The organism is Tsukamurella pseudospumae (assembly GCF_001575195.1).
GTDB classification, from domain to species: domain Bacteria; phylum Actinomycetota; class Actinomycetes; order Mycobacteriales; family Mycobacteriaceae; genus Tsukamurella; species Tsukamurella pseudospumae.
Map to the genome: position 1 here is coordinate 493,266 of NZ_LSRF01000056.1, position 15,074 is coordinate 508,339.

Sequence of the window (15,074 nt, forward strand, 5' to 3'; positions counted from 1 at the left end):
GGAGGAGCACGGTGACGGAGGTAGTGGCATGGACGAGCAGTCCCACATGTACGAGCTGGAGTTCCCGGGCCCCACGGTGTCGGACACCGACGGCAACGGGCCCGTGCTGGTGCACGCGCTGGACGGCTACGCCGACGCGGGGCACGCCCTGGGTCTGCTGCGCAAGCACCTCAAGCAGAACCTCTCCGCGGAGCTGGTCGCGTCCTTCGACGTCGACGAGCTGATCGACTACCGCTCCCGCCGCCCCTCCATGACCTTCGAGGACGGATTCACCGGCGTCGAGGAGCCCGAGCTCAACCTCTACGCGATCCGCGACACCGCGGGCACGCCCTTCCTGCTGCTCGCCGGCGCCGAGCCGGATCTTCGCTGGAACGGCTTCGTCAGCGCCGTCGCGGGCCTCGCCGAGCGGTTCGGCGTGCGCACCGTGGTCGGGTTGCACGCGATCCCGATGGCAGTGCCGCACACCCGTCCGGTGCCGGTCACCGCGCACGGCAACAATCCCGACCTGCGCGAGGGCATCCGGTCGTGGGAGGGCACGATGCGGCTGCCCGGCAGCGCGGCGGGGATGCTCGAGCTGCGGATGGCCGACAAGGGCTACGACACCGTCGGCCTGTCGGTCCACGTGCCGCACTACCTGGCGCAGAACGACTACCCCGAGGCCGTGCTCGGCATGCTGGGCGCGCTGCGCAGCACCGTCGGGCTCGACCTGCCCGACGGTGAGCTCCCCGTCGAGGCCGCCGAGCTGCGCGAGCAGATCGACGCGCAGGTCTCGTCCAGCGCCGAGATCTCCTCGGTCGTGGAGACCCTCGAGCAGCAGTACGACGAGGCCGCTGCGCAGCCGCGCGAGCTGCTCATCGCCGACGGCGAGGCGATCCCGACCGGTGACGACCTGGCGAGCGAGTTCGAGGCCTTCCTCGCGGAGCAGGCCGGCGACGAGGGCGAGAACGGCGAGAATCCGTGACCACGGTGCGCCGGCGGACGGCGCTGATCCACGGTCACCGTCGGGCGTACCGGATGGGCGGCAGCGGGCCCGCGCTCCTGCTGATCCACGGCATGGCCGACAACTCCTCGACCTTCGAGCCGCTGTTCGAGCGGCTCGCCGAGGACTACACGGTGATCGCGCCAGACCTCCTCGGCCACGGGGACTCCGACCGGCCGCGCGCCGACTACTCGCTGCCCGCGTTCGCCAACGCCATGCGTGATCTGCTGCTCTACCTCGGCGTCGAGCGGGCCACTCTGGTCGGCCACTCCCTCGGCGGCGGCATCGCCGGCCAGTTCACTTACCAGTTCCCGGAGATGGTCGAGCGGCTCGTCTTCGTGAACACGGGCGGCGTGACCCGATCGGTCTCGCCGGTGCTGCGCGCGGTCTCGCTGCCGCTCTCGGAGGTCGCGATCCGCTCGCTGGCGCTGCCGGGCGTGCTGCCGGTCACCAATGCGGCCCTGGGACTCCTCGGCCGGGTCCCGCTGAAACTGTTCGTCGACAACGCCGAGTGCGCCCGGGTCCTCACGGGCCTGCCGCACGCGGGAACGCCCCGCGCCTTCGCGCGCACGCTGCGGGCCGTCGTCGACCCGTCGGGCCAGGTGGTGACGATGCTGGACCGGACCTACATCGCCGATTCCGTGCCGGTACTGGTGGTGTGGGGTTCCGACGATCCGATCATCCCCGTCGAGCACGCGCACCTGCTGCACGCCGCACTGCCCGCCTCCCGCCTGGAGGTGTTCGACGGTACCGGCCACTTCCCGTTCCGGACGGATCCGGAGCGCTTCCTGCGCGTCCTGACCGAGTTCGTCGATTCGACGGTGCCCGCACGCCTCACGCAGGACGACCTGCAAAACGCACTGCGCCGCGATGTCGCCCTCGACGTCGAGGTCGAGGTCGAAACGCCCGCGTAACCGACGGCGCCGCCGCACGTAACGCGGCCCGCGCACACTTCACAGCGCAGAGCAGACGCTGTGAGGAGGCCGTGATGAGTCCCGAGATCCTGCCGTTCCGGGCGCGCCCGTACGCGCCCGACCTGTGTTTCGCCACGATCCACGGGCACCGTCGCGCCTACCGGATCGGCGGCAGCGGCCCCGCGCTGCTGCTCCTGCACGGCATCGGGGACAACTCCCTGGTCTGGGAACCGGTGATGGAGCGACTGACCGACCGGTACACCGTGATCGCGCCGGACCTGTTGGGGCACGGCCTCTCCGATCGACCGCGTGCGGACTACTCGGTGTCCGCGTTCGCCAACGGGATGCGGGATCTGCTGTGCTACCTCGGCATCGACCGGGTGACGATCGTGGGCCACTCCCTGGGCGGCGGTGTGGCGGGCCAGTTCTCGTACCAGTACCCGGAGATGGTCGAGCGGATCGCGTTCGTGGCCCCCGGCGGTGTGGATCACGACGTCTCGCCGCTCCTGCGCCTACTGTCGCTGCCGTTCGCCGAGCAGATCGTCGCACTCACCGCCCTTCCGGGCGCGAAGCAGGTCCTGGCAGGCGCGCTGCTCGCGAGCGCCGCACTGCCGGGCCCCCTGCGCGCCGACGCGGTGCAACTGCGTCGCGCCCTCGACCGGATGCCGAACACCGCCTCACCGCACGCCTTCTCGCGCACGCTGCGATCGGTGGTCGACCTCCGCGGTCAGGTCGTCACGATGCGCGATCGCTGCTATCTGACCGCACGGGTGCCGACTCTGATCGCCTGGGGTGCGGACGATTCCATCATCCCCTCGGCCCATGCCGAGGTGCTGCGCGCGGCGCTGCCCGAGGCGCGCGTGGAGGTGTTCGACGGCGTCGGGCACTTCCCGATGACAGAGGCACCGGATCGGTTCCTGGACGTGCTCACCGACTTCCTCGCGTCGACCGAACCCGCCCGCCTGGCGCGCACGCACCTCCGCGACGGCCTGCGCGCGGCGGCGGGCGTCACCGTCGTCCCTCCCGCGCGGGAGCTGGGCTGAACAGCCGCGATGCCGGTCCGTAGAATCAGATGAGTGAACCTCACCGACCTGCTCCCGTCCGACCCGACGGCGGATGCGGTCTTCGAGGCCTTCCTCGACTGGACCACCGGCCGTGGCATCGAGCTCTACCCCGCACAGGAGGAGGCGTTGATCGCGGCGTGCTCCGGCGCGAACGTCATCGTCGCCACTCCCACCGGTTCCGGGAAGTCCCTGGTGGCGATGGGCGCCCAGTTCGCGGCGCTCGCGCAGGGCCGGCGCACGTACTACACCGCGCCGATCAAGGCGCTGGTCAGCGAGAAGTTCTTCGCCCTCTGTGAGGTCTTCGGCACCGAGAAGGTGGGCATGGTGACCGGCGATGCTGCGGTCAACGCCGACGCGCCGATCGTGTGCGCGACCGCCGAGATCGTGGCGAACCTCGCGCTGCGCGAGGGAAAGGACTCGGACATCGCGCAGGTGGTCATGGACGAGTTCCACTACTACTCGGAGCCGGACCGCGGCTGGGCGTGGCAGGTGCCGTTGATCGAGCTGCCGCACGCGCAGTTCATCCTCATGTCGGCCACGCTCGGTGACACGTCGTTCTTCGAGGAGGACCTCACGCGGCGCACCGGCCGGGAGACCGTGCTCGTGGCAGGTGCGGAACGCCCCGTGCCGCTGCACTTCTCGTACTCGACCATGGCCGTCCAGGACCAGATCGTGGAGCTGGTCACGACGCACCAGGCGCCGGTGTACGTGGTGCACTTCACGCAGCAGGCCGCGGCCGAACGCGCGCAGGCACTGATGTCGTTGCCGCTCACCTCCAAGGAGCAGAAGGCGGAGATCGCGGAAGCGATCGGCGACTTCCAGTTCACCACGGGTTTCGGCAAGACCCTCTCGCGGCTGATCCGGTCCGGTATCGGCGTGCACCACGCGGGCATGCTCCCCCGCTACCGACGCCTCGTCGAGAAGCTCGCCCAGGAGGGCCTGCTCAAGGTCATCTGCGGCACCGACACGCTCGGCGTCGGCATCAACGTGCCCATCCGCACCGTCTACCTGACGGGCCTGACCAAGTTCGACGGAACGCGGACCCGCCACCTGCGCGCGCGCGAGTTCCACCAGATCGCCGGCCGCGCGGGCCGCGCCGGATTCGACACGATGGGCACCGTCGTCGTGGCGGCGCCGGACCACGAGATCGAGAACGCGCGCCGCGAGGCGAAGGCGGGCGGCGACCCGGCGAAGCTCAAGCGCGTCCAGCGCCGCAAGCCGCCGGAGGGCTTCGTCTCCTGGGGGAAGGCCACCTTCGAGAAGCTGGTCGCCGCGGCCCCGGAGCCACTCACTTCCCGCTTCTCCGTGACCAATTCGATGTTGCTCAACGTGATCGCCCGGCCGGAGAACTGCTTCTCCTCGATGCGGCACCTACTGGAGGACAACCACGAGTCTCGGCGGAATCAGCTGCGCCACATCCGCACCGCGATCACCCTGTTCCGCGGCCTCCAGTCCGGCGGCGTCGTGGAGAAGCTCGCCGAGCCCGACGGGTTCGGCCGGCACGTGCGGCTCACCGTCGACCTGCAGCCCGATTTCGCTCTGAATCAGCCCCTCGCACCCTTCGCGCTGGCCGCGCTCGAGCTGCTCGATCCCGAGGAGCCCGATTACGCACTCGACGTCATCTCGGTGATCGAGTCGGTGCTCGACGATCCGCGGCCCGTGCTGCGGGCACAGCAGAACGCCGCCCGCGGCGCGGCCGTCGCGGAGATGAAGGCGGACGGCATCGACTACGACGAGCGGATGGCGCTGCTCGAGGACGTGACCTACCCGAAGCCCCTCGAGGACGTCCTCGTGCCCGCGTTCGCGACCTACGCGGCGGGCCACGCGTGGGTGACGCAGTTCGAGCTGTCGCCGAAATCCGTGGTGCGCGAGATGATCGAGCGCGCGATGACCTTCAACGACCTGGTCTCGAAGTACCAGCTCGGCCGCTCCGAAGGGGCCGTGCTGCGGTACCTCTCGAACGCCTTCAAGACGCTGCGGCACACCGTCCCGGAGGCGGCGCGCACGCCGGAACTCGAGGATTACATCGCCTGGTTGGGCGCCCTCGTGCGGTACGTGGACAGCTCGCTCGTGGACGAGTGGGAGGAGATGACCTCGCCGGATCCGGTGAAGGCGCACGCCTCCGCGCCGGAGATCGGGCGGTCCACCTCGCTGACCTCCGACGAGCGCGCCTTCGCGGTGATGGTGCGGAACGCCATGTTCCGCCGGGTGCAGCTCGTCGCCGAGGAGGAGTACGACCTGCTCGACGCGATGGACCCCGGTGTCGACTGGTACGCCGCCTTCGACGACTACTACGAGGACTACGACGGCATCGAGACGGGCGCCGACGCCCGTGGGCCGCAGCTGTTCTCGCTCGACACCTCCATGCCCCGCGCGTGGAAGGTGCGGCAGACGATCGCCGATCCCGACGGCGACCACGGCTGGGCGATCACCGCCGTGGTCGACCTGCCGGCGTCCGACGACCGCGGCGATGTCGTGCTCGTGGACGTCGAGGTCGTCTCGGGCTGAGTCAGAGCGCACCCAGGTACTGCAGCACGGCGAGCACCCGCCGATGGTCGCTGTCCGCGGGCGGCAGGTCCAGTTTCGCGAGGATGCTGTTGATGTGCTTGGCGACGGCGCGCTCCGTGATCACGAGGGATGCCGCGATCCCGGCGTTCGAGCGCCCACTCGCCATCTGCTCCAACACCTCCCGCTCACGCGGTGTGAGGCGGGCCAGCGGATCGCGGTCGCGCCGCACCAGCAGCTGCGCCACGACCTCGGGGTCGAGGGCGGTGCCCCCGGCGGCGACGCGGCGCAGCGTCTCGGCGAACTCGTCGACGTCCGCCACGCGCTGTTTGAGCAGGTACCCCACACCCGCGGTCTCGGTCGCCAGGAGCTCGCCCGCGTAGCGCTCCTCGACGTACTGGGACAGCAGCACGACCGCGGTACCGGGCGACTCGCGCCGGATCTCCAAGGCTGCGCGGACCCCCTCGTCGCGGAAGCCCGGAGGCATTCGCACGTCGACGACGGCGATGTCGGGCCGGTGCCGCTCCACGGCTGTGATCAGCGCCGCCCCGTCGCCGACCTCGGCGACGACGTCGAATCCCGCGTACCCGAGCACCTGCGCCAGGCCCACGCGCAACAGGACCGAGTCCTCGGCGATCACCGCACGCACGGCAGCTCCGCCCGCACCGTGGTCGGGCCACCCGGCGGGCTCGTGACCCGCAGGTCACCGTCGACCGACGCCACCCGACGGGCCAGCCCGGCCAGGCCGGTCCCGCCGGACGGATCCGCACCGCCGGCACCGTCGTCCTCGACGGTCACGACGATCGTCTCCGGGCCGCCGTCGACGACCACACCCGCGCGGGTGGCGTGCGCGTGCTTGATCACGTTGGTCAGAGTCTCGGAGACCACGAAGTACGCCACGGCCTCGACCGCGGGGTCGGGCCGGTACGGCAGCCGCACCGTCAGGTCGACCGGGATCGCCGCGGTCCCGGCGAGTCCGGACAGGGCGGCGTCGAGGCCCCTGTCCTCGAGCACCGGCGGGTGCAGGCCCCGCACGAGGTGCCCGAGTTCGGCGATCGCGAGCTTCGCCTGGTCGTGCGCGTCGTCGAGGACCGCTCGGGCGGGCTCGGGCAGGTCGGCGAGCGTGGCACGCGCGACCCCGAGGTTCACGGCGAGAGAGACGAGACGCTGCTGCACGCCGTCGTGCAGGTCCCGTTCGAGTCGCCGGCGTTCGGCGTCGGCGGCCTCGACCACGCCCGCGCGGCTCTCGGTGAGGTCGTCCACCCTCCGGCTGAGCCGCTCGCCGTCGCCGGGGCCGAGAAGAACTGCCGCACAACGTGCGTCGACGACCGGCAGGAGCGGCGTCGCCCACCACAGCAGTGCGCCGCCGACGGCCGCGGCGACCGTCCACGCGCACGCCTCCCAGACGGTGTGCGGGAGCCCGCCGCCGGGACGGGCCCACATCCAGAGCAGGCTGGTGCCGCAGCCGACCACGAGCAGCCACCCCGCGATCACGGTGAGGAAGGCCAGCAGGAGCAGCGGACCGACCAGGACGTGATAGACCAGCTGCCGCACCCGCGCCACGGATCGCCACACCCGCTCATCGCGCGACGGCGGGATCACGACGCCGACGCGGGCGAGCCGGGAGCGGTGCGCGGCGGTGAGGACGGGCGAGGCCACCACCGGCGCGATGACCGGGACGGCCAGAAGAGCGATGGTGGCGACGGGCAGCTTCGCGGGCAGCGACACCCAGGGGGCGACGATCACGGCCACAACGGCGGCGTGCAGGGGCATCACGGCGACGGTGTTGGGCCAGGTGGGACGGGACATGCTCTCACCGTGTGTCCCGCGCGGCGACCACGACCAGCATGCTGGCATCCCTGTTCCGGGGGATGCGGGGGTCACCGTCGAGAGGCGTACTGGCACCGGCGAGATCCGGCGCTCCCACGAGGAGGCTGGGGAGACAGTCGTTTCCGTCGAAGGAGCCACATCGTGATCACCCCGTCCGCCGTCCGGCCCCCCGCCGCCACCAGCACACCCGTCGACGTCACGCCCGTCGACGGCCGGCCCCGTGGGCGCGGGGTCGCCGCCGTCCTGCTCGCCGCGGGTGCGGCGCTGACGCCGTGGCTGGTGGTTCTCGGCACGACCCTGCCGGCCACCACCACCGTGCGGCACTGGCCACTCGCGTGGGTCGGTCTCGACGCGCTGGAGGCCCTGGGACTGCTGACGACGGGCGCCCTCCTCCTCCTCGACGATCCGCGTGCGCGACAGGCCGCCGCGGCGACGGGCACGCTCCTCCTCGCCGACGCCTGGTTCGACGTGACGACCGCCGCCGCCGGGAGTGAGTTCGCCGTCGCGCTCGCGATGGCGGTGTGTGCGGAGCTACCACTCGCCGTTGCGTGCGCCCGGATCGCGATGCGGTGCGACGACGCCTACCCGGAGATGTGCCGGTCCAGGGCCTCGAGCGACTGATCGAGGTACTCCGGCGGGAACGGCGGCATGGCGCCGACGAAGTCCCGGAAGGACTGCGGGGTGTCGGTCCAGTCGTAGGTCAGGGTCACCTCGGTGCCGTTCCCCGACGGGGCGAGGTCGTACCGCCACCACCATCCGCCCGCCTGCCACTGACCCTCCCGACTCGTCCCCGGCAGCCAGCCGATGACGCGGTCGCGTTCGAAGTCGGTGACCTTGTTCTCCATCACGTAATCGCCGCCCGCCTGCTCCAGGTACATGTTCACCGAGAACATCTGCCCGACGTGATCGAGCGGGGCGGTGTCGACGGCGTCCCGGACCCAATCGGTGGGCTCGATGTCCTCGTGGCGCGCGGGATCGGCGAGGACGGCGAAGACCCGATCGGGGCTCGCGGCGATGACGCGGGTGGTGGACATTCGCTCGGACATGGTGACTCACTCTCTCCGGTGTCTCCACGGCGCGCGTCGGCTCCGCACGCCATGTTCACAGCGTACACATGGACGCCCGTGCCCGTGGCACTTCGCACGGGCCCCCGTGCTCAGACCTCGCCGGTCGGCAGGACCGCCTTGCGGATCTTCCCCGCCGGTGTCAGCGGCAGCGCGTCCACGACGAGTACCTCGTCCGGCACCTTGTACGCGGCGAACGCTGCGCGGCAGGCCTCCCGGATCACATCGGGCTCGATCTCGGCGCCGCGCGCCGGAACCACGAAGGCCCGGCCGGTCTCGCCGTACACCGCGTTCGGAACGCCGATCACGGCCACCATCGCGACGCCCGCGAGTCCGCCCACGAAGTTCTCGACCTCGGCGGGGTAGACGTTGTACCCGCCGCGCACGTACATCTCCTTGAGGCGGCCGCGCAGGGCGACATGGCCGTCCTCGGAGAGCACGGCGACATCTCCCGTCGCGAGCCAGCCGTCCGCGCCGAACGCGGCAGCGGTCGCCTCGGGCATGCCCCAGTAGCCCGCCGCCACCGACGGTCCGCGCACCTGCAGTTCCCCGTCCGCGCCGGGCGGGACCGGCGCACCGTCGGGCCCGACGACGCGCACCCGCACACCGGCCAGAGGCGTCCCGATCGATGTGGCGATCAGTTCCGGCCCGTCGTCGGCGGCCGAGACGATGCACGCCCCGGAGGCCTCCGACGCGCCGTACAGGTTCGCGATCCGCACGCCCGGGAATGCCTGCCGCATCCGCTGGGCCAGAGCGGGTTCCAGGTTCGCCCCGCCGACCACACACAGCCGGACGGCGCTCAGGTCCCGATCGCCGATGCCGCCGAGCATGAGCGTGTACATGGTGGGCACGCCGACCAGCACCGTCACGCGACGCGAGGCCGCGGCGTCGAGGCTCTGCTCCGGGTGGAATCCCGGGACCAGGGCAACGGCTGCGCCGGCGACCGCGGCGGCCGCGATCGTGCAGGTCAGCCCTCCCACGTGGTTGAGCGGCATGTGCCCGAGGATCACGTCCGTGCCGATGAGATCGAACCGCTCCGCCTCGCCAGCCGCGGATGCCAGGATTCCGCCCTGGGTGAGGACGGCCCCCTTGGGCGCCCCGGTGGTGCCGGACGTGTAGAGGATCACCGCCGGCGCCGCGCCGACGGCGGATGCGGGCGGCGCTCCTGCTCGGCCACCGCGACCGCCGGCGACGAATTCGGGCCAGGAGAGGGCGCCGGACACCGCCGCGAGGTCGCCGGCACCGTCACCGTCTGCGAGGAAGACGATGCCCTCGACGCCGGGGATCCGGTCGCGCATCGCGGCGAGCATCGCGACGAAGTCGTACCCGCGCGCCTCCGCCGCGCACACCAGCAGGCGAGCGACCGACTGCCCGAGCATGTATTCGAACTCCTGCTCGCGGTAGACCACGTTGAGCGTCACCAGGACCGCACCGATCTTCGCGGTCGCGAGCCACAACAGTATCCACTCGGTGCAGTTGGGCGCGGCGACCGCGACCCGGTCCCCCTCGTCGATCCCCACCGCGAGCAGCGCCTCCGCCACCTCACGGGCACCCTCGTCCACCGCGCGGTAACCGAGGACACCGGCATCGGTGAGGAGGAAGGCGCGATCCGGAGCGTCACGCGCCCACCGCGCGACGACCTCCGCGACCCCCGATTCCGCTGCTGCGAGCACCTGTTCATCCGCCACGGATCGAGCGTGTCACGCGCCGCGGCCGTACGCGGTCAGTCCGCGGGATCCGCCTCGACCGGCGGGCCGATGACCACCGGATCAGTCGCGGCGGGCGCGATCCTGGTGCAGCGACTTCACGCGCCGCTCCTCGCGCAGGACCACCTGGTAGCTCGCGCGCTCCGTGGCGAGCCACTCCGGATTCTCCGCGATGATCGCGTCGATCTGCTCGGTGGTCAGCGCGTCCTCGACCCCGCCCCTTGCCAAGCCGGAGATCGACACCCCCAGCTTGGACGCGACCAGATTCTTGGGATGCGGGCCGTGCTTGCGGAGATCGGTGAGCCACTGCGGCGGATCCGCCTGCAGCGCAGCGAGCTCCGCGCGGGTGACGGAGGACTCCTGGAACGCCGGCGGCGTCGCGGGCAGGTACACGTCCAACTTCTTCGCCGCGGTGGCCGGTTTCATGGACTGCGTGTTCTGCCTGCTCATGACCATCAGCCTATCGGTAACCTCCAGGAGTGACCTCCTCGCTCCCGCCGGTCCTGCGGCTCGGCTACGTTCCCGGCGCCACACCCGCCAAGTGGGCCCGCATCTGGGGCGAGCGCCGCCCGGACGTCCGGCTCGAGCTCGTACCCGTCGAGGCGGGGAGAGCGGCGGACGCGGTGCGGAAGGGCGTCGTCGACGTGGCGCTGCTGCGCCTGCCCGCCGAGACCACCGGCCTCGCCGTCATCGCCCTGTACGAGGAGCAAGTGGTCGCCGTCGTCCCGCAGGAGCACCACACCGCAGCGGCCGACGAACTCACGACCGCCGATCTCGACGGTGAGCCGACCCTCCTGCCGCTCGACGACGCGCTGCACTGGGACGGAACCCCCGGCGCGCCGATCGAGCACCGGCCCGAGACCACCGCGGCCGCCGTCGAACTCGTCGCCGCCGGGCTCGGGGTCCTGATCGCGCCGCAGTCACTGGCGCGCCTGCATCACCGCAAGGACCTGACCTACCGGCCCATCACGGACGCGCCGCCCTCCCCCGTCGTGCTGACCTTCCCCGCCGGCGAGCAGTCCGACGCCGTCGCGGAGTTCATCGGGGTCGTCCGCGGCCGGAAGACGGGTTCCTCACGGGGACAGGCGGAACCCGCCCCCAAGCGGACGGCGCGGGAGAAGACGCTGGCCAAGCAGGCGGCGCGCGCAGCCGCCGGGAAGAAGTCGACGGGGTCGAAGGGCAAGCCCGGCAAGCGGACCCGCCGCTGAGCTCAGCCCAGGGCCTCGATCCACTCGTCGACGGTGACCACCTCGGCCTGCCGCGGGAACACCTTGCGCATGAGCACGCGGTGCACCTCCGGATCGTGATCGGCACAGGCGTCGAACAGTACCGTCAGGCCGTAGTCCAGATCCCCGGCGTAGCGGACCGTCGAGAGGACGACGCCGCTGGTCGAGATGCCCGCCAGCACCAGGTGATCGGCCTGCAGGCCGCGCAGCACCACGTCGAGGTCGCTGCCGCTGAAGGCGCCGAACCGCCGCTTGATCACCACCGGCTCCCCCGGCAGTGGCGCCACCTCGGGGACGATCGCCGTGAGCGGCGACACCTCCGTCATCGAGTCGCCACCCTCGCGGATCATCGCGAAAGCCCGGTTGGACGGCGGGATCTCGGGATAGTCGGGCCGGAAGGCGACCCGCACGTGGACCACCGGGACGCCCCGGTCCCGCGCCGCGGACAGGGCCCGTGCGGCGGCCGCGACCGCCCCCTGCCCCGCCCGCTCGGCACCGTCGACGATGCCCTTCTGGAAGTCCATGAGGATGAGGACGGAGCGCTGGTTCACCATGTCCCCAGGCTAGCGCTCAGCAGTGTCACAGGGTGGATTCCGCGGCGGAGCGGGCGATCTCGGCGAGCCGCGTGAAGCCCTCGGTCTTCGCGCTGGAGGCCCGGTAGGCGAGGCCGATGCGCCGACCCGGGGCGGGCGCGGCGAACCGCGCGACGGCCAGGTCCGTGCCCCGCAGCTCGACGGCGACCGCGGGCTCGGGCAGCAGGGTGATGCCCAGGCCGCCGGACACGCACTGCACGATCGTGGCCAGCGACGCAGCCCGGGTGTCTCCCATGACGCCGACGCCGGACTCGGCCTGCCGGCACAGGTCGAGCGCCTGGTCGCGCAGGCAGTGTCCCTCGTCGAGCAGCAGCAGCGGCAGTCCGGAGAGGTCATCGGCAGTGAGATCGTCGCGGCCGGCGAGCGGATGCCCGGGCGGCACGACGAGGACGAACTCCTCGTCGTAGAGCGGGATCTCGGCGATCGACGCGCTGTGCACGGGCAGCGCCACCACGGCAACGTCGATGCGGCCGGACCGCAGCGCGTCGAGCAGCCGGGCCGTCTGGTCCTCGACGACGGTGACCGCCAACTCGTCCGCCTCCGCGCGCAACTGCGGCAACAGGCGCGGCAGGCGGTAGGGCGCCACCGTCGGGATCATGCCGATGCGCAGGGTGCCGCGCAGTTCCCCGGTGAGCCCCGCCGCTGAGCTCACCAACTCCGCCGCGGAGGCGACGATCCCGGAGGCCTGCTCCAGCAGTGCCATGCCGGCCTCGGTGATGAGCACCTTGCGGGTACTGCGTTCGACCAGCTGCACCCCGAGTCCGGCCTCCAGCGAGGCCAGCGCCTGCGACAGCGAGGGCTGGCTCACGCCCAGCGAGGTGGCGGCCGTACCGAAGTGACGCGAGCGCGCCACCGCGACGAAGGCGCGCAGCTGCGCGAGGGTCGGCTGATACGGCTGATCGGACATACCTATCAGTCTACGTCCATCCATCGTCTTTGCTTTGCAGCAGCGAGATCCGACGGGGTCGTTCACCGCGCCGACCTCGTCCGATCCGAGGTCATTCCGGCACGTAACGAAGTACCGTCGCAGGAGGTCGACCGGGGAGGGCGGATGGGACGCGTCATTGCGCCGATCGCACGGTGGGTGGCGCTCATCGTCCTCGTCGTGGGCTTCGTCGCCTTTTCGGCCGAGGCGCACCCGCGGGACGCGACGTACGCGGATTTCCGGCACGACCTCGAGCGGGGCGCCGTCACTCAGCTGATCATCCCCTCCGATCAGTGGACCCAGGACAACGTCCGATCGGGCACGTGGTCCACCGGCCCGTTCCGCTGGCGGACCGGCCGGGTGCGCGACAGGCCGGAGGGCGCTGGGCCGAGTCCGTCCGGAACGTCCGACGGCACCGCACGGTCGCCGTGGTCCGACTTCGCGAACGACATGGAGGGACGGGACGTCACGCTCCGCACGACCTCCGACGACGACAGCGGCTCCCTCTCCCTGCCGTTCCCCTCGTCGCCGCAGCCGGACTGGACGGGTCTCCTCATCAGCATCGCCTGGCTCGCGACCTTCGCCGCCGTGTTCGTGTTCCAGCCGCGCCGGGGCAACCGCTGGGCATGGTTCTGGATGTTCACCATCGGGCAGATCGGGGCCCTGCTCTATCTGATTCTCGAACCCGAGCCGCTGATCCGACGCGCGCCGGCGCTCGACCGACAGCAGGCCGCCGCCGAACCGAACGCCGACGGTCCCGATACCGCGACTCCTCCGACGAGCCGGCCACTGAGCGGCGCTCAGGGATTCGGACTCGCAATCGTGAGCGCGATCGCCACCGCAATGGCTTCCGTCGCGATCGGCTGGCTCGCGGGACGCATGCTCCCCTGACGTCAGGGACGCCAGGCGCCGGCCTGCTGGCGCGTCGCATGGTTGAGCCGGTTCCAGAGGTTGATCTGTCCGATCGCGAGCACGAGACCCGCGAGCTGGGCGGCGTCGAACTCGTCGGCGGCGGCCTCCCAGAGCTCGTCCGAGACAGCGTCGGGCGCCCCGGCGAGCGCCGTGAGCTCCTCGGTCATCTCCAGGGCGATCCGCTCGGCGTCCGAGAAGTACGGCGTGTGCCGCCACGCGCCGACGGCGAACAGCTTGTCGTCCGACGCGCCGTGCTTGCGCGCCGTGCGCCAATGCCCGTCGAGGCAGGTGCTGCACCCGTTGAGCTGGCTGGCGCGCATGTTGACCAGCTCCAGCAGCTCCGGCGACAGCCCCGTCTCGGCCACCACCGCGCCCAGCTTCATCAGCGCGTCCATCGCTCCGGGCAGCGCCATCGCGGGGTTCGTCATCCGTGCGGTCATGATGTTCTCCTTCGGTCCGTCACAATCGGGGCGATCGCCCCGTCACCCTCATGACGAACCGACTACGAAGGATGTGACAGATGGACGCCGACGACTTCGAAACCGCACGACCGAGGCTCCTGGCGGTGGCCACCCGGATGCTCGGCTCGGCCGCCGACGCCGAGGACGCCGTGCAGGAGGCGTGGCTGAGGACAGACCGCGCCGAAGGCACCGTCGACAACCCGACAGCGTGGCTGACCACCGTGGTCTCCCGGATCTGCCTCGACCGCCTACGGGCCCGTCGCGACACGGCACCGCTCGACGACGTCGAGCCGGCGGATCCCGCGCTCGGGCCGGACGCGCAGGCGGAACTCGCGGAGTCCGTCGGCGCCGCTCTGGGCGCCGTCCTCGACGACCTCGCTCCCGCCGAGCGGGTCGCCTTCGTCCTGCACGACGTGTTCGCCGTGCCCTTCGACGATGTCGCGGCGGTCCTCGGCAAGAGCCCGGCGGGAACCCGCCAGCTGGCCAGCCGGGCGCGCCGCCGGGTGGCCGGCGCTCCCCGGCCCGACGCCGCCCGCGCCGACGCCGTCCGCGCCTTCCTCGCGGCGTCGCGCGACGGGGACTTCACCGCGCTCGTCGACCTGTTGGACCCGGACGCCGTGTTCCGGACCCACGCCGACGACGCCCCCTCGACGGTGCTGTCGGGCGCGCCCGCGATCGCGGAGGCCTTCCTGTTCAAGGCGAAGACGGCGCTCGTCGCGCTGGTGGACGGCCTCCTCGGGTACACCGTGCGGCTGCCCGGTGCGCCCGGCTACCTGCTGCTCGGGGACGTGACCTTCACCGCCGACGGCCGCATCGCCGCCCTCGACGTCACGCTGCGCGCCGACGAGGTGGCGGGCAGCGAGGTCGTCCCCCTCTGACCCCGATACGACGGTGC

Annotated in this window: 16 protein-coding genes; 8 read left to right on the forward strand and 8 right to left on the reverse strand. The window is 71.7% G+C overall.

Annotated features, from left to right (window positions below):
- Positions 1-28: 28 nt before the first annotated feature.
- From AXK60_RS16805 to AXK60_RS16820, 4 genes are all read left to right on the forward strand, one after another.
- A complete protein-coding gene (locus AXK60_RS16805; protein WP_068572762.1) occupies positions 29-961 on the forward strand; it encodes a proteasome assembly chaperone family protein in 933 nt (310 codons plus the stop codon).
- Entirely contained in the window at positions 958-1,893 is a 936-nt protein-coding gene (locus AXK60_RS16810; protein WP_068572764.1) for an alpha/beta fold hydrolase, read from the forward strand. Before AXK60_RS16805 ends, AXK60_RS16810 begins: the two co-directional genes overlap by 4 nt.
- Positions 1,894-1,967: 74 nt before the next feature.
- Positions 1,968-2,936, forward strand: coding sequence for an alpha/beta fold hydrolase (locus tag AXK60_RS16815; RefSeq protein WP_068572767.1), 969 nt, complete (start codon positions 1,968-1,970; stop codon positions 2,934-2,936).
- A gap of 33 nt (positions 2,937-2,969) precedes the next feature.
- The gene (locus AXK60_RS16820) at positions 2,970-5,465 is read left to right on the forward strand and encodes a DEAD/DEAH box helicase (RefSeq protein WP_068572769.1); all 2,496 of its coding nucleotides are present in this window, start codon (positions 2,970-2,972) and stop codon (positions 5,463-5,465) included.
- Between the two features lies 1 nt (position 5,466).
- Here the strand turns inward: AXK60_RS16820 and AXK60_RS16825 are convergent, their stop codons facing one another.
- Positions 5,467-6,111, reverse strand: a complete 645-nt coding sequence (locus tag AXK60_RS16825; RefSeq protein ID WP_068572770.1) for a response regulator transcription factor — start codon at positions 6,109-6,111, stop codon at positions 5,467-5,469.
- Complete coding sequence (locus AXK60_RS16830; RefSeq protein ID WP_068982544.1) at positions 6,099-7,271, reverse strand: sensor histidine kinase; 1,173 nt, start codon at positions 7,269-7,271, stop codon at positions 6,099-6,101. Before AXK60_RS16830 ends, AXK60_RS16825 begins: the two co-directional genes overlap by 13 nt.
- Before the next feature lie 162 nt (positions 7,272-7,433).
- Here AXK60_RS16830 and AXK60_RS16840 point away from each other — a divergent pair, with 162 nt between their 5' ends.
- On the forward strand, positions 7,434-7,913 hold the full coding sequence (locus AXK60_RS16840) for a hypothetical protein (RefSeq protein WP_175400049.1): 480 nt from the start codon (positions 7,434-7,436) through the stop codon (positions 7,911-7,913).
- On the opposite strand, the gene AXK60_RS16845 is transcribed toward AXK60_RS16840, so the two are convergent.
- From AXK60_RS16845 to AXK60_RS16855, 3 genes are all read right to left on the reverse strand, one after another.
- A complete protein-coding gene (locus AXK60_RS16845; RefSeq protein ID WP_068572777.1) occupies positions 7,874-8,338 on the reverse strand; it encodes an SRPBCC family protein in 465 nt (154 codons plus the stop codon). The two genes, AXK60_RS16840 and AXK60_RS16845, sit on opposite strands and share 40 nt — an antisense overlap.
- Before the next feature lie 110 nt (positions 8,339-8,448).
- Positions 8,449-10,044, reverse strand: a complete 1,596-nt coding sequence (locus AXK60_RS16850) for a class I adenylate-forming enzyme family protein (RefSeq protein WP_068572779.1) — start codon at positions 10,042-10,044, stop codon at positions 8,449-8,451.
- 81 nt (positions 10,045-10,125) lie between these two features.
- Positions 10,126-10,512, reverse strand: a complete 387-nt coding sequence (locus tag AXK60_RS16855; RefSeq protein ID WP_068572908.1) for a DUF5997 family protein — start codon at positions 10,510-10,512, stop codon at positions 10,126-10,128.
- A gap of 29 nt (positions 10,513-10,541) precedes the next feature.
- Here AXK60_RS16855 and AXK60_RS16860 point away from each other — a divergent pair, with 29 nt between their 5' ends.
- Positions 10,542-11,270, forward strand: a complete 729-nt coding sequence (locus AXK60_RS16860; protein WP_068572780.1) for a LysR family substrate-binding domain-containing protein — start codon at positions 10,542-10,544, stop codon at positions 11,268-11,270.
- A gap of 2 nt (positions 11,271-11,272) precedes the next feature.
- On the opposite strand, the gene AXK60_RS16865 is transcribed toward AXK60_RS16860, so the two are convergent.
- A complete protein-coding gene (locus AXK60_RS16865; RefSeq protein WP_068572782.1) occupies positions 11,273-11,842 on the reverse strand; it encodes a cysteine hydrolase family protein in 570 nt (189 codons plus the stop codon).
- Positions 11,843-11,867: 25 nt separating this feature from the next.
- Positions 11,868-12,788, reverse strand: a complete 921-nt coding sequence (locus AXK60_RS16870; protein WP_068572784.1) for a hydrogen peroxide-inducible genes activator — start codon at positions 12,786-12,788, stop codon at positions 11,868-11,870.
- Between the two features lie 144 nt (positions 12,789-12,932).
- On the opposite strand from AXK60_RS16870, the gene AXK60_RS16875 reads away from it, so the two are divergent.
- Positions 12,933-13,697, forward strand: a complete 765-nt coding sequence (locus AXK60_RS16875; protein WP_068572786.1) for a hypothetical protein — start codon at positions 12,933-12,935, stop codon at positions 13,695-13,697.
- Between the two features lie 2 nt (positions 13,698-13,699).
- On the opposite strand, the gene AXK60_RS16880 is transcribed toward AXK60_RS16875, so the two are convergent.
- A complete protein-coding gene (locus AXK60_RS16880; RefSeq protein WP_068572788.1) occupies positions 13,700-14,158 on the reverse strand; it encodes a carboxymuconolactone decarboxylase family protein in 459 nt (152 codons plus the stop codon).
- Between the two features lie 80 nt (positions 14,159-14,238).
- Here AXK60_RS16880 and AXK60_RS16885 point away from each other — a divergent pair, with 80 nt between their 5' ends.
- Positions 14,239-15,057 (forward strand): sigma-70 family RNA polymerase sigma factor, encoded by an 819-nt coding sequence (locus tag AXK60_RS16885; protein WP_068572790.1) that lies wholly within the window; start codon positions 14,239-14,241, stop codon positions 15,055-15,057.
- Positions 15,058-15,074 lie beyond the last annotated feature (17 nt).

Excerpts from the sequence above, each read along its gene's own strand:
- AXK60_RS16805 (WP_068572762.1), top strand. The coding sequence starts at position 29 with ATGGACGAGCAGTCCCACATGTACGAGCTGGAGTTCCCGGGCCCCACG.
- AXK60_RS16815 (WP_068572767.1), top strand. The coding sequence starts at position 1,968 with ATGAGTCCCGAGATCCTGCCGTTCCGGGCGCGCCCGTACGCGCCCGAC.
- AXK60_RS16830 (WP_068982544.1), bottom strand. The coding sequence starts at position 7,271 with ATGTCCCGTCCCACCTGGCCCAACACCGTCGCCGTGATGCCCCTGCAC.
- AXK60_RS16845 (WP_068572777.1), bottom strand. The coding sequence starts at position 8,338 with ATGTCCGAGCGAATGTCCACCACCCGCGTCATCGCCGCGAGCCCCGAT.
- AXK60_RS16855 (WP_068572908.1), bottom strand. The coding sequence starts at position 10,512 with ATGAGCAGGCAGAACACGCAGTCCATGAAACCGGCCACCGCGGCGAAG.
- AXK60_RS16865 (WP_068572782.1), bottom strand. The coding sequence starts at position 11,842 with ATGGTGAACCAGCGCTCCGTCCTCATCCTCATGGACTTCCAGAAGGGC.
- AXK60_RS16870 (WP_068572784.1), bottom strand. The coding sequence starts at position 12,788 with ATGTCCGATCAGCCGTATCAGCCGACCCTCGCGCAGCTGCGCGCCTTC.
- AXK60_RS16875 (WP_068572786.1), top strand. The coding sequence starts at position 12,933 with ATGGGACGCGTCATTGCGCCGATCGCACGGTGGGTGGCGCTCATCGTC.
- AXK60_RS16880 (WP_068572788.1), bottom strand. The coding sequence starts at position 14,158 with ATGACCGCACGGATGACGAACCCCGCGATGGCGCTGCCCGGAGCGATG.
- AXK60_RS16885 (WP_068572790.1), top strand. The coding sequence starts at position 14,239 with ATGGACGCCGACGACTTCGAAACCGCACGACCGAGGCTCCTGGCGGTG.